The sequence below is a fragment of the Streptosporangium sp. NPDC049046 genome, from assembly GCF_040649155.1.
In the GTDB taxonomy this organism is placed as follows: domain Bacteria; phylum Actinomycetota; class Actinomycetes; order Streptosporangiales; family Streptosporangiaceae; genus Streptosporangium.
The window spans coordinates 23755-37717 of sequence record NZ_JBEZEZ010000039.1 but is presented as its reverse complement, the minus strand read 5'-3'; the positions used below and the strand labels follow the sequence as shown (position 1 = coordinate 37717).

Here is a 13963-nt window from a genome sequence, read left to right as displayed (position 1 = left end):
ACAACCCCCCCCACTACAACCTCTCTCTCACCCGTGGCCTGCCGCGCCGCCCCGCCCTCCTCGCCGGCCCCCCCCCCCCCCCGGTCCGGCCCCGGCCATCTCCGCGCTCACCCGTGGAGATCCGTGAGCCGACCACCCTCACACCGCTCCTCCTGCCCTATGACCGCCAGGCGGCCGCACCTCCGGCACTGTCCGCCTCGCCGGCCGCGCCACACCCGCGTCGGCGACGACGGCGGTCTTGGGTGAACGGCCGGTGTCCGCGGCTCAACCGCGCAGTCGCGCGTTGAGCCGTGCGGCCTGTCGCGTGAGGTGGTCGCGTTCGGAGAGGTTGGGTGCCGATCGGGCGGCTTCGGCGTAGAGACGTGCCGCGGTCACCGGGTCGCCGTCACGTTCGCGCAGGTACGCCGCGGCGGCGGTGTGGCGGGGCAGGGAGGGGTCGAGTTCCGCGAGGGCGGCCAGACCGGCCCGCGGGCCGTCGGCCTCGCCGACCGCGACGGCCCGGTTGAGGCGGGCCACCGGATTGCCGGTGAGGCGCACCAGCTCGTCGTACCACTCGACGATCTGCACCCAGTCGGTCTCCTCGACCGTTCGGGCGTCGGCGTGCAGCGCGGCGATGGCGGCCTGGACCTGGAACTCGCCCAGCCGGTCACGGGCGAGGGCCGCCTGGAGCACGTCGACGCCCTCGGCGATCAGGCGGGTGTCCCACAGGCCGCGGTCCTGCTCGGCCAGAGGGACGAGCCCGCCGTCGGGGCCGGTTCGTGCCGGTCGCCGGGCGTGGTGCAGCAGCATGAGTGCGAGCAGGCCCGCGACCTCCTCGTGCCTGGTCGCCGCGGCCAGCCGTCGAGTGAGCCGGATCGCCTCGGCGGCGAGGTCGACGTCACCGGAGTAGCCCTCGTTGAAGACCAGGTAGAGCACGCGCAAAACCGTGGCGACGTCTCCCGGCCGGTCGAACCGGACGTCCGAGACGGTCCGCTTGGCCCTGCTGATCCGCTGGGCCATGGTCGCCTCCGGCACGAGGTATGCCTGCGCGATCTGACGCGTCGTGAGGCCGCCGACCGCGCGCAGCGTGAGCGCGACGGCCGAGGCCGGTGTCAGGGACGGGTGCGCGCACAGGAAGTACAGGCGGAGCGTGTCGTCCACCGCCTTCCCCGGGCCGGGTACGGGCTCGGTCTCGACGCGCACCTCGCGGTGCCGCCGCGAGGTGTCGGCGCGGGCGGCGTCGAGGAACTTCCGCCAGGCCACGGTGATCAGCCACCCATGGGGATCCCGTGGCGGATCGTCCGGCCACACACGTACGGCCTCGACCAGGGCGTCCTGCACGGCGTCCTCGGCCGCCGCGAAGTCGGCTCCACGGCGGACGAGAACGCCGATCACCGCGGGCACCAACTCCCGCAGCAGCGACTCGTTCACTCGACCACCGTGGGCTGCCCGTAGAACGGTCGCAGCTCAAGCCACTCGTGGATCGGCTTCCCGCCCGCTCCCGGCGCCGCGGACAACTCGCCGGCCAGCTCAAGCGCCCGCTCGTAGGTCTCGACGTCGATCACCATCCAGCCGGCGATCAGGTCCTTGGTCTCCGCGAACGGGCCGTCGGTGACCGGCGGACGCCCTTCGCCGTCGTAGCGGACAAAGGTGCCCTCCGGGGAGAGCGCCTGGCTGTCGACGAACTCGCCGGTGCTCTCAAGCCGGGCGGCGAAGTCACGCATGTACTGCATGTGGGCCGAGATCTCCTCCGGCTCCCACTGGTCCATCGGCACGTCGTTCACCGATGCCGGCGCGCCCCGGTAGTGCTTGAGCAGCAGGTACTTGGCCATCGTGTTCTCCTTGGTGAGGTACGGCCCATTGTGGCGGTGTTCACCACGGGGACGGAGCGGCGCGTGGCTTCTCGACATCCCGTCGCGACATTTTCCGGTGGACTTCACCGAGTCCGCGTACCGCTGTGGAGTCGAGGCGTGGGAGATCCATCCCACGCGAGCGATCGTGTGTTGCCCGGCCGCGCTTGGCCGCCCTCTTCGCTGTCGTTCTCGGTCCATCCGGCGGATCGTTCCGGTTGGTCGCGGGTCGGCCGCGACGGGCCGTCAGCCGAGTTGCTCGGCCAGCGCGAGGATGATCCCGCCGGGGCCGCGAAGGTAGCAGAGCCGGTAGCTGTTCTCGTAGCGCACCAGATCTCCGAGAAGTTCGGCGCCGTGGGCGCGCAGGCGGGCGACGGTGTCGTCGATGTCGTCGACGGCGAACATGACCCGATGCAGGCCCAGCGTGTTGGGCGGCGGGTTCTGCGGCCCGGCGCTGATCGCCGCGGGGGCGTGGTACTTCATCAGCTCCAGTTTGTTGTGACCGTCCGGGGTCCGCATCATCGCGATGTCGCTCCGGATACCGTCGAGTCCCACGGTACGGTCCGCCCAGAGGCCTTCGATCTGCGCCTCGCTTTCCAGCTCCATGCCGAGTTCCACGAAGAACGCGATCGCGGCCTCGAGGTCGTCGACGACGATGCCGACGTTGTCCATCCGCTGAATCGCCATGGTGGTTCTCCTTCTTCGCTGGGCGGCCCGTCGTGGCCACCGGTGTACCTGGGACGGAGCCGGCACCACATTCTCGACATCCGGCAACGTACCGAGTTCGATCGCCCTGGCGCGGATCATCTCGGTCACGCCGGATTCGGCCACGACGAGCCATATTCTCTGCATCTTCGTGAACCGCTCGCGGAGCGGGAAGGTGCGCCGGCCGGAGCCGCCCTGACGCGAAGGAGAGTGACGTACCACCTCGGTGTGCGAGAACGGGATCAGCCGTCGACGATCACACCTCCGATCGCGGTGCGGCCGGCCGGGGTCGCGACGAGCTCGACCGCGACGGTGTCGCGCAGGTGCGCTCCGAGGACGTCGGCGGTGGCGTCGGTGACGGTTCGCACGAGTCTGGCGATGAGCTCGTCGCTGTCGGGGCGGGTGAACGCCCCCTCACGGATACCGAACGTGATCGCGGGCGGGGCCTCGTCGACCGGCTTGCCTCGCAGGCCCCAGCGTCCGGCGGGTACGCCGTCGAGGTGGATCACCACGACGTCGCGCGCCCACTCACCGTACACTTCGACCACCGCGTCGGTCAGCGCGGCGATGAGGGCCGGTTCGTTGCCTTCGAGCTGCGGCTCCAACACCCGGACCGTCAGATGTGGCATCGAGGGCCTCCTGTTTGTTCTCAAATCAGCTTTATATGCAAAGGTAATTGGTGAGGTGCCAGATGGTCAACGACGCGGACGGCATGACGACCCAGCAGGCGGTGCGGTCCATGCTGCTGCTGATGCCCAGGCTCGTCGGGCGGGCCAAGCGGATGCCCGTTCCCGAGTCGCTGCGGACGTTCGATCTCGCCCCCCGTCACCTGTCGCTGCTCGCCTACCTGCAGTACGACGGCCCCAGCACGGTGAACCGCCTGGCGGAACGACTGGAGGTCGCTCCCACGACCATCAGCCTCATGGTCGGCGACCTGTCTCGACGCGGTGTCCTGACACGGGAGGAGGACGACGCCGACCGGCGGCGGCGGGTCGTCGCGATCGCACCGGAGTACGCCGAGCCGATCCGCGAGTGGCTGGCGGGCAGCGCGCTGGCGTGGGCCGAGGTCCTGGCCGACCTCACACCGGCCGAGCGCGCCACGATCGTACGGACGATGCGTGCCTACGAGACCGCCCTGGGCAGGCGGATGCACACCTGAGGCGAAACCGCCCACGTCGACGGTGACGCCTCACGGAGGTTTCCCGGCCATCAGCCAGGTCGGCGCCTACGACCTGCCGCGTATGGTCGCCCGAAGCGGCGGTGTCCGGTCTGGGCCAAGGGGCTGGGAAACATCGGGGTGGGTGGCTGTGCCGACTGGGCGGACCCACGATCAGCCGGTCTCGTTGAGACCACCGAGGACGGTGAGGGTACGGGTGATCTGCTCCCACCTGAACCTGTACGGGGTCCCCGTAGCAAACAGCGGAAATCCAACGGATGTGTATCTGACCTGCGGTTAGTGAGCTCGGCGGGGTGGGGCGAGGATGCCGGTGATCTCGGCGACCGCTTGTTCGCCGGGGCGGGTGTAGCGCATGGCGGTGCGGGGGTTTTGTGGCGGGTCTTGGCCATGATGAGCTGGAGCGGGACCTTCTGTTCGCCGAGGTGAGTGGCGGCGGAGTGGCGGAGTTGGTGGGGGTTCAGGTCGAGGTGTCGTTCCATGAGAACGCGGACGCGGTCGTAGCCGAGGCGGGGCCGCCCAGTGTGGGGGCAGATGTGTTCGGGGCGGGGGCGCCGTGCGGGAACGGGTCGTCGGTCGGCGAGGAAGACCGGTCCTCGAGCACGAACGGGGCCGTTGGGGTGACCGTCTGGGAGACGGAGTAGGCGAGGCAGGAGGCGGGCGGTGCCGGCATCCCAGTACACCCATTCGGTGTCGCCGCCCTTGGACGTCAGTGGCGCTTTGCGGTTCTCCAGGTCGAGGTCTTCGACGTTTCATTCGACGACGCCCCTGACCGGCGCACGACTATGCCAGGTGATCTACATGGGCCGTTGGGTGTCTGCCACGTCAGCTGGGACGTTTTCCAATGTAGGCAAGGTGTGTCGAATCGGTCCTGCGGCGCCGGGCGACCTCGCCCGGCGCCGCAGGTAGCTCGTCAGTGACGATGGGTCATGTCACGGTGAACATGAGTACGCCTGCCAGGGCGGTGTAGCCGTCGTTGTGGAGGTACCAGGCCGCGTAGGTGCCCGAGCCGGGCAAGGCGGTGGTGGGAATGGCGATGGTGCCGTCGGCCCCAGGGGCATATCCCCAGGCGAGGGCCTCCACCTCCGAGGGCTTCTTGTCGACCGGATACAGGCCGACCCAGTTCTTGGCGCTGACGGTGCCGGCCGGGGTGGAGTAGTGGACGGTGAAGTTCGTCCCCTTGGCGACGGACTTGGTGGTGCTGGTCAGGGTGCTCACGGGCGCCGGTGCGGCGGGCGTGAGGGCAGGGGCGTCGGAGGGGAGGCTGTAGTAGGCCGCCAGGCGGCCCACGATGGTCTCGGCGTAGGGGACAAGGCTGGCGAAGTGTGTGGCCAGAGCGGTTTTGGCTGCCCCGCTCAACGCGTTGAAGTCGCCGGTGGCGCCGGTCAGGTAGGGCTGCAGGCGGTGGATGAGCCCATAATCGCTGGTGATGCCGAGGGCGCCCATGGCTTGGGCCAGGGACGGGGTGGTGGTGGCGGTGTCCAGGACGCGGCTGACGAAGGTGACGCGGTGCATGATGCGCCAGCAGGGGGGTTTGCGGTCGGATTGCTGGGCGCGCTTGAGCGCCAGCGCGTTGGGGTCCTTGCCGCGGTCCAGCCATTCGGGGTCGATGACCTTGCCGTAGAAGTCCTCGAAGTTGTCGGTGGTGGTGTCGAGGTAGAGGGTCATGAAGCGGTAGGCGTCGACGCGACCGGGCACCAGGATCGGTTTGCCGTCGGCGTCGAACACTGGAATGTCGCCGTTGTGTTTTTGCAACTGGTTGCCGGGGGCGCAGGTGACGTCCAGGCTGAAGGTGCGGGTGGCGTCCTTGGATTTGCTGCGGGTGACGCTGTAGCCGGTGGTCGTGGTGGACTCGAAACCGAACTTGGCGCCGACGTTGCCAATCGCGAAGCCCCCGACTTCGCTCCAGCCGATGGCGGCGGTGAAGGTGAAGGAGCCGGCCGTGGTCTCGGTGACCTGGTCGGTGGTGCCGGTGGTCTCGGCGAAGAACCCGCCGGCGGCTGTCCACACGTAGGTGTTGACGATGTTGCGGCGTGAGGCGGCCCGGGTGGCCGCGCGTCCGGCCTCGGGGTTGCCGCCCTGGGCGATTTCGGCGCCGGTGCCGCCCATCATGCCGTTCAGTACCTTGGCCGCCTGGCCGTGGGTAGGGTCGGGGGCGTGGGTCTCGGTGGACACCGATTCGTAGAAGCCCTGCAGCTGCTGCTGTTCGCGCTGGATCCGCTTCTTGATCCGGTAGGCCTCCACCGGCCGGTAATAGCTGAACTCGCCGCGCTCCCCCTGGCCCGCCTTGGGGAAGTGCGGGTCGGGGAAGGCGCGCAGTCCTGGGGCCGTCTCGTGCTTGGCGTAGCCGACGACGCCGTCCAGGGTGCCCTGCTTGGTGTAGCGGGGGTTGATCGGGAAGGGGATCAGGTTCCAGTCGCGGGGGATGTCGGGGCTGGGCAGCATCCGGTAGGCGACCAGGGCGCCGCTGTGGACCAGGCGCAGCGCGTACAGGTCGGCGGTCTCGGACTGCACCACGGCGAATCCGGTGTTGGCCGGCACCCAGCGTCGCCCGGCGGTTGGGTTGACCTGCTTGGTCGGGTCGGGGTCCTCCCAGCCGCCGGTGACCTCCACCTTGCTGGTACGGGTGGTGTTGGTGCCTTGGGAGACCTTGGTCTCGTTGCTCCAGGTGTTGGCGTACTTGAGTTCGATGTTGAGCCCGAGATCCAAGGTGGCTTCGGCCAGGGGTTGTGCCGTACCGGCGCCCAGGGGGGCGGCGACGGTCCAGATGCTCTGGGCGGTCGCTATCTCGAATTTCACCTTCGCGGACGTGTCGATGCTGTTGTTCTTGTTCGACGACAGGGCGTTGACGACGTTGTCGGCCTGGACGAAGGCGACTGAGGAGGCGCCCTTGTAGTCGCCGGCGGTGCCGGCGATGAGGTTCTCCGACGGGATCGGCGGGGCGCCTTCGATGTAGCCGATCAGTTGCGGGTCGAACTGGGCCTGGCCCACCCAGGTGGTGGTCAGCTCACCGACCTTGTACCCGGTGTTGAGCACCCACGATTTGTCGGCCTGCAGGTAGGTGTAGGCCCGTTTCAGCACCCCGATGAGCGAATCGTCGGTGAGGCGCTGGATGTCGCCGTACTCGGTGGCGGCCGGGGTGGCTGCGATCAAGGTGTGGAAGGCGGTGCGGATGCCGGTCAGCGCGGAGCGGACCTGGGCGGTGTCGGTGGAGATCGGCGCGGTGGACAGCACGATCTTGGGGGGCGGACTCGACTGGGTCAGGTGATGGCCACTCAGGCCGGCGTCCTTCACCGCCACCCCGGCCACGGTGTCATCGGCATCGAAGGGATAGTAGGCCAGCAGATCCTGGCGGTCGCCGCGGACGCGGCCGAACATGTTGTCCAGGATCTGCTCCTGGGTGCGGGCGGTGCGCCACGCCCGGATCTCGTCCAGGTCACCGGTGAACCCGTCGGCCACCACCGAGCGCGGGGAGGTGGGCCGCACCACGCTCGACGTCGTCGAGATCGTCTTCCCCGAGGGGACGGGGCTGCCGTTGCGGTAGAAGGTGAACCGGTTCCCGTCGGGGTCGGGGGTGCGGACGCGGGTCACCGCGTGCAGCGTGGCCGGGTAGGAGCCGCACAGGTCCTGGGTCTGGGAGCCCTTGCTCTCAGGGAAGGTCCACCACGCGGTCAGGCCGGAGGCCTTGGCGGTGATCGGCACGCCGATCTGGTCGCCGTTCCTGACGACGGTCCAGATCCGCACCTCCGACAGCGCGCCCTTCAGACCGGAGGCCGTCTTGCCCACCATCATCCGGCCCAGCTCGGCCGGCGCGTCGTTGCCCACGGGCTTGGCGCCGCCGTACCACTGCGAGTCGCCGACCTTCTTGCCGTTGATGAAGAAGCAGATCTCCACCTCGGTCGTGGTACCCGTCGGGTTCTTGCGCGTGACGGCGACCTTGTTGAAAGTGCCCGCCGTCAGGGCCGTCGTCGACTTGTAGACCTTCGCCGCGTCCGAGCCGGAGCCGGGTTCGAAGGTGAAGGCGAGGCGACCGTCGGTGTCCACATACAGGCAGTAGGGGACGGCGGTGTGGTTGCCGGCGCCGAACGTGCCTTTGCCGACCAGTCCCTGCTTGGCGCCGATGGAGTCGAGTTTGACGAACGCCTCGATGGTCAGGTCGTCCACGAGGTCCAGACCGCCCGCGCCGCCGGCGTTGAGGTGGCCGGTGCCGTCCATCTGGATCGCCCAGTCCTGCTCGAACGAAACCGCCAGATGCGCCCATTCGGCCAGGGGGAACACCTCGGAGCTGCGGAAGACCTGCTTGTTGATGTTCGCGTTGATGACGTAGCCGGACTCCCCGTTGGTCCGGGTGCCGTGCTCCACCCCCAGCGCGTACCAGGTGTCGCCGACATCGGTGTGCAAGATGGTGTCCAAGCCGTCGACGAACGTCGGCTTGGCCCAGGCCTCAAGCGTCAGGTTCCCGGCCGCGGCCAGGGCGGAGATGTTCGCCGTACTCGTCAGTTCCAGACGGTGCTTTTGGGCGGCGTCGAAGGAGAACGCCCGTCCCGGCGCGTCACCGTGCCAGCGCGGCCCCAGCGGTTCGCTGAGATTGGACGCGGTTCCCGCGGGCACCGACGCGGTGAGGGACCCGGCGTAGGCGCTGATGAGCAGCGAGCCGTGAGCCGGCGACATGCCGGCCACGTTGCACGAGGCCAGTGTGTAATCGTAGGCTGCGATGCGGACCTTGGCGCCCGTGCCGGCGGTGAGGTTGCCGGTGGTGAGGGTGATCTGCGCCGACCCCGACTGCCCGCCTGCGACCGTGCGGCTGTCCCCGCCCACCGTGATGACCGAGCCCGCCGTCAGCGTGGTCGTCAGCGGCTCGGCCAGCGTCACGGTCTTGTCCTGGACCGACAAGACCGTCCCCAGGTCCGATCCTCGTGCCGAGCCGTTCAGCACCGCGGCCAGGAGGTCGGCCCGGTCGGGTACCGAGGGAAACGTCTCGACCGTCGTACCCCGGCTCACCTCCACCTTGCACATGCCGGTCCCGGTCGCGGTCACCTTCACGTCGAAGTCGGCCAGTTTCATCGCCACATCGCGGCCGGACAGACGCAACGTGCCGCCCGTCATGGCGATCTCCTTGACAGCGGGGGAAATGGTGGTCGCGTAGTAGACGGCGAAGAACTGGCCCTCCCCGCCACCGAAGTACAGCGCCACCTCACCGGTGGAGCTGTCCAGCAGCGCGGGGGCGTGACTCGTCCAGGCGACCGACAACAGGGCACCCAGCACGGTCAGGCCCGAGCGGTCGATGCACACCTTGGGCATCGCCAAGACCGCCTCGGCCGCACCGAGCAGCGCCCCGGTCAGCGTGGCCTGCGCGTTGAGAGCCGTCTCCAAGGCCGCCTTGTCCGCACCGAGTCGCTTCTGGGCCTCGAACTGGCGATCAGCTTCCGGATTCAGGACGGCCGCCTCGGCGAAGAGTCTTCTCTCCCTCTCCCGGTGGCCGCCCCAGTCGCGGGCCGGGCCAACGATGGTCCGGTTGAGCGTGTACAAGCTGATGGCGCCTCCGTCGTACAGCTCGTGATCGATCTGGGCCAACCGCGCCCTGGTGCCCGCGAGCCGCGCAGCGAGCACCTGGTCGTTGTAGAGCTGACCGCGGGCCGTGGTGACGGCCTCCTGGGCGGCCCGCAGCTTGTCGCTGTCCTTGGTGGGGTCGGGCACGCCGATCCAGGTCAGATCGATCACTCCCGGCGCTGTGGCCAGCCTCCCCTCCCGCGACAGTGCGAAGTCCAGGGTCGCGACGTAGGAGCGGCCGGTCGGCTCACCCGTCGGCGGCGGCCCCGAGGTGGCGAAGGCCAGCAGTACCCGCGCCTGCCCCTTCTCCGGCGACGGCGTGTGGCCGTATCCCGTCACCGCTGGTTGCTGCTGGTAGTACAGGGTCGCGGTCAGACCGCAGACCACCTTGCGCCCGGTGATCGAGAACGACTGGCGGCTCATCCCCGGGCCGTCGAACAACGGTGCGTCCGAATCCGTCCACACCGGACCGGCCTCGAACGTGCCCTCGAACTTGTTGACACCGCGGTCGTGCACCTTGGTGCCCGAGCCCTCGTCGAAGGGAAAGTAGGCATACAGCCCGGCCTCCGTGCCGGTCGGCCGTTGCCCCCGCGCCGAGAAATCACCGCGGGGAAGCGTCCAGATCCGCACCTCGTCGATGTGCCCGTTAAAGGGATCAGCCTGTGCCGGGCCAGAAACGACCCGTTTGCCGACCATGAGCTGGGCGGTGACCTCAACTTTCGTGGCCGTGGCGAGGGTCCCCACGGCCACGCCGTCCAGGAACAGTTGCATCTGCGACCCGTCGAAGACCGCCGCCACATGCGAGTAGACGCCCATCGGCACCGCCGAGGTGGAGGTGAGAGTCTGAGAGCCGTGGCCGAACAGCAGCTTGCCGTCGGCCTTCAGACTCAAATAGGCCGGGGTGGCCAAGCCGGTCGTGTCGGTGCGGCCCACGATGAGCCCGGTGGTGGTGGCGGTGGCGGGCTTGATCCAGGCTTCCATCGTGTACGGCCCGGCGGTCACCGCCGTGGAGGTCTTCCCCGCGATGACCGGGGCGCTGGCCGTGTTGTCGAATCGCAGCGCGGTGCCTCCCCGGTTCTGCGGTGGGCGCACCGGCACCAGCAGTTTCCCGGTGTGGGAGTCGATGCCCGGGGCCCGCTCCAGCACTGAGCTGGCGAATTTGGGGTCGGGACTGGTGTAGAGCTGGGTGCCGGCGACGTTGAACAGCCCTTCGGGGCTTTGCTCCAGGTTGTAGCTGTGCAGGAGGCCGGCGTCGTCGGCGGTGAAGATCTGCCAGCGCGAGAACCCCGAGATCGCGGTCGGCAGCGACAACACCGAGAAGATCCCGCCGCTGAGCTTGCCCGCGAACGACAGCTTCAGGGTCGGCTCGTAAAACAGCCGCCCCTCCATGTCGCGGGTGCCGAGTGTGTCTCCGCCCGAAGCAGGGGCGATTCGGCTGCGGCTGCGCTGGTAGCGTGCCTCTACGACCGGTTTGAGTTCGGCGCCGACCAGCACGAACCGGTCGCACAGCAACGCGGAGTCGGCTGCGGCGACCTTGGCCTCGCCGACCAGGGTGTAGTCCTTGCGCGCCGAATCCCCCGACCACAGGCCCCCGCTCGTCTTGTACACCGACCCCGAGTCACCGGCCGCGACCGACTGGCGAAACACCAGGATGTGCCGGCCGTCGGAGAGCACCTGGATGGGGAAGGTAGAGGTCAGCCGAGCCGTCGTCGACAGGAACGGATCATCCTCTCCCGGCAGCAGCTTCTCCGAGAACGATGCCTCCACCGACCCGCGCCTCTTCACCGTCGGCATGACCGCCGTCAGCGGCGTCTCCGTGCTCACCTCGACCATCTCGGTGGGGAAGGGCAGAAGTCCCGGGTCACTGTTCCAGTAGGCCGCATCCAGTGCTCCCCGCGCCCGGTCGGCCTGGTCCAGACTCAGCACGCTGTAGTAGATACGCCGGTCGGCCCCTACTGCGAAGGCGACAACCATGCCATCGTGGCGGACCATTGTCGTGGAGGTGTACTCGCGGTCCTTGTAGACCTTCACCAGGTTTTTGTCGTGCACGAAGCAAACTCCTGACCATTGATGCCCGAGAAACACGTGAAGACATCCGCGCACCACAAAACAAAACGTGATGCGGCCGGATTGAATGCGTGCGTGAACATGCGCACGCGAAAGAATTAGATTTGCGCGCCCGTCAAGGGGGCGCGCAACAACGGCTCAAATATCACACGTCGGCGCCGTGAGCCGACGTGTACGACCCATGCCCGGCGGCGCCGTAGAGCTTCTACCTCATCGCCTAGGCAGACAGACGCCACCCCCAGTTCGACTCCCTCTCTTCGTAGGACTGAGGCGCGTCTTAGGCGACAGCGATGCACATCCCGCCGATACCGCCTGCCCAACACGAACCATCAACTAAGACATCACATTGCGTGGCAAATAACAACAGACGGTTTCGGTATGTTGTGCCGATTTTCGGCGTGGCTGCGATTTCCGCATCGCCGACTCTCGATCCTTACCATCTCAACTGTCGCCAGAAATATTACCCGACCTTTTCCCCTGTGGGTCACGGCCGATATCATGCAGCAGAGACAGCTGTTTTGATGTGCTTTTTCTGATGGTTTCACTGTGCCTCGGTCAGTCCGAAATAAGGGATTGTCCACCTGCCGTAATTTGCGCCTCGCCGATACCCGTTCCGCCGACGGGCAATGCGCCCGCGCACGGCACAACCGTCGAGGCCACCGTGGACCGGCATCGACTGGCGCCCTGGAGCGCGACGAAGATCCGTTATCACGCCGCCACACGCCAAACCGTCACCTGGTCAGTGCCTACACGCCTTCGTACGGTCTGGGAATGGGCAAACGACCGGTTACGCAGGCTGTCTAGCGGTCGGCGAATCCGGGTGCGTGCTCACTCCCGCAGGACCGCGGCAGCAGCGATTGGCATCAGCGCGGCCGCCGTCCTGGTCATCGTCATGGCCGCTCTCTTGACCCGTTCCTCGACGAGTGACCCAGCCCAGGACCCAAGGCCGGCCGTCCCCGCCGAAACCAGCACGGCGCCGGCGGACCCAGTAACCGAACCTCCGCCGCCAGAACCAACCTGATCCCCCCGGCCCATGTTGGCAAGGGGCGGTTGCGCCCAAGGTAGGTGAGGTCAGGAAGTGATGGGCAGGTCGCGGCGGGCCTGGTCCAGATCGGTGGTCCAGATCCACAGCCGCTGCGCGGGGGCACCTGGTGGTAGCCGTAGGGGCCGACCTCGGCCAGGGTGCGCAGGTCCACACACACCCGCTGAAACGCCTGCCCGATCGTGGCGGCCGGGCCGTCGGGCAGGTCGCGGGCGCCGAGTTTGATGCAGGCCCGGTACTCATAGCCCAGCAGCAGATCCTCGCCGAACTGCGCCCACACTCCGCGTTTTTCGGCCCAGGCGGTCTCGGCGTCGGCGACCAGCAACGTCAGGTCGGCCGTTGAGGGCAGAGAGGGGTAGATGAGGAAGGTCGCGGCCCAGCCGGAGGCGACCATGTCGAGGTTGAAGGTGCGTCGGCGCAGGGGTAGTCCTCGGCCGTCATCTGGCTGAGCATCCACGCCTGCTCCAGCACTTTGCGCACCGCGCTCAGGTGCTTGTTGATCGTGCTCGGCGACCAGGTCACCGCCTGACCGTCCATGCCCGTATACGGGGGAGGCCGGAATACGCCAGAAACACACCGTGCTCCCATCCTCTCGCCACTGCGCGATCATCCACGTCCACAGACGATCTCGCGCGTCTGCGCGGTGGCGCGGTGGCGCGGTCGTCCATGGACGCTTCCCACGGACGAGGACGAGGGCCGTCCGGCAATCAGTTGCTCGGCGGCTGTTCGAGCACTGCGTTGGGTGGAGTCTGTCGCGTGGTGGAGTAGTCCACGTCGTCTTCGTCGATGATCTGGTCGGCGGGTGGAGCGGTGATCGTGACCTTTGCTCCCCAGTCGCTGTAGCGGGTGTCGCTCGCATAGTCATCGATCAGGTCGGCGAACGCGTCGCGGGTCACCAGGCGGGTCACCAGCCCTTTGTTGTTCACCCAAAGCCGCCAGGTGATTTTCCCCGGCTTCTCCTTGCCGTCCGAACCGAAGGAGGTCGTCTCCCGGAAGGAGCGGGAAGCCGTGCGGAGCTCGGCCGGGGTGATCGTGCCCCGGTACTGGATACCGCCCTGGTCGGGCAAACGGTGGGTTGAGGCGCGCAGCAAGAGCGCCAAGGTCGCCGGTTCGAACACGTTGATCTCCTGATCGCCAAAGACGGTGCCCCATTTCTGCAAGGGTCTGTCGACACTGGCGCGCACCCACGACTTGCTGACGGGAAGGTGAGCGTCGGTCGGGATAACGTCGCAGTAGTAGTGCTTCCCATCGACGTTGATCATGTGCTGTACGTAGACGGAGTTGTCCTTGCCAACGGGTCGGCTGCTGCTGGCGCGCCGCACGACGTCCACGGCGACGACGCCGGAGGGGCCGAACTGCAGCGTGCCCTTGCGGCGTATGGTCGTTGCGTTTTTCTTCCAGTCCAGACGGACGGTCTCGATGAGTCGCACGCCGCGCCCGGTGCGGAACTGCCGTTTGAGCGCGTTCACCGGATCGACCGCGGCGAAGGAGACCGTGGCTGCCTGGGCGGGTGCGGTCGCAGAGGAGACCGGCAGAGCTACGACGGCGGTCGCGGCGCCGGCGAGCCCAACAAGCCCGGCGATGAAGCGCTTCACG

8 protein-coding genes are annotated in these 13963 nt (G+C 68.0%); 1 reads left to right on the top strand and 7 read right to left on the bottom strand.

All coding sequences use genetic code 11. The features are described from left to right. Nucleotides 1-264 precede the first annotated feature (264 nt). The 4 genes from AB0B96_RS36175 to AB0B96_RS36160 form a co-directional block, all read right to left on the bottom strand. Nucleotides 265-1410, bottom strand: coding sequence for a DUF6596 domain-containing protein (locus AB0B96_RS36175; protein WP_362906169.1), 1146 nt, complete (start codon nucleotides 1408-1410; stop codon nucleotides 265-267). Continuing rightward, nucleotides 1407-1811 carry a YciI family protein gene (locus tag AB0B96_RS36170; protein ID WP_362906167.1) on the bottom strand — a complete coding sequence of 135 codons (405 nt, stop codon included), beginning with the start codon at nucleotides 1809-1811 and terminating at the stop codon, nucleotides 1407-1409. The genes AB0B96_RS36175 and AB0B96_RS36170 overlap by 4 nt, the downstream gene beginning before the upstream one ends. Before the next feature lie 264 nt (nucleotides 1812-2075). Next, nucleotides 2076-2501 carry a VOC family protein gene (locus tag AB0B96_RS36165; protein ID WP_362906238.1) on the bottom strand — a complete coding sequence of 142 codons (426 nt, stop codon included), beginning with the start codon at nucleotides 2499-2501 and terminating at the stop codon, nucleotides 2076-2078. Nucleotides 2502-2776: 275 nt separating this feature from the next. Further along, the gene (locus AB0B96_RS36160) at nucleotides 2777-3163 is read right to left on the bottom strand and encodes a tautomerase family protein (protein ID WP_362906165.1); all 387 of its coding nucleotides are present in this window, start codon (nucleotides 3161-3163) and stop codon (nucleotides 2777-2779) included. A gap of 62 nt (nucleotides 3164-3225) precedes the next feature. Between AB0B96_RS36160 and AB0B96_RS36155 the strand changes: the two genes are divergently transcribed. Further along, complete coding sequence (locus AB0B96_RS36155) at nucleotides 3226-3693, top strand: MarR family winged helix-turn-helix transcriptional regulator (RefSeq protein ID WP_362906163.1); 468 nt, start codon at nucleotides 3226-3228, stop codon at nucleotides 3691-3693. Nucleotides 3694-4635: 942 nt separating this feature from the next. Here AB0B96_RS36155 and AB0B96_RS36150 read toward each other — a convergent pair. From AB0B96_RS36150 to AB0B96_RS36140, 3 genes are all read right to left on the bottom strand, one after another. Continuing rightward, nucleotides 4636-11307, bottom strand: a complete 6672-nt coding sequence (locus AB0B96_RS36150; RefSeq protein WP_362906161.1) for a LamG-like jellyroll fold domain-containing protein — start codon at nucleotides 11305-11307, stop codon at nucleotides 4636-4638. Between the two features lie 908 nt (nucleotides 11308-12215). Then, nucleotides 12216-12824 carry a hypothetical protein gene (locus tag AB0B96_RS36145; protein WP_362906159.1) on the bottom strand — a complete coding sequence of 203 codons (609 nt, stop codon included), beginning with the start codon at nucleotides 12822-12824 and terminating at the stop codon, nucleotides 12216-12218. A 250-nt stretch (nucleotides 12825-13074) separates the two neighbouring features. Further along, nucleotides 13075-13962, bottom strand: a complete 888-nt coding sequence (locus AB0B96_RS36140; protein ID WP_362906157.1) for a hypothetical protein — start codon at nucleotides 13960-13962, stop codon at nucleotides 13075-13077. Nucleotide 13963: the final 1 nt, after the last annotated feature.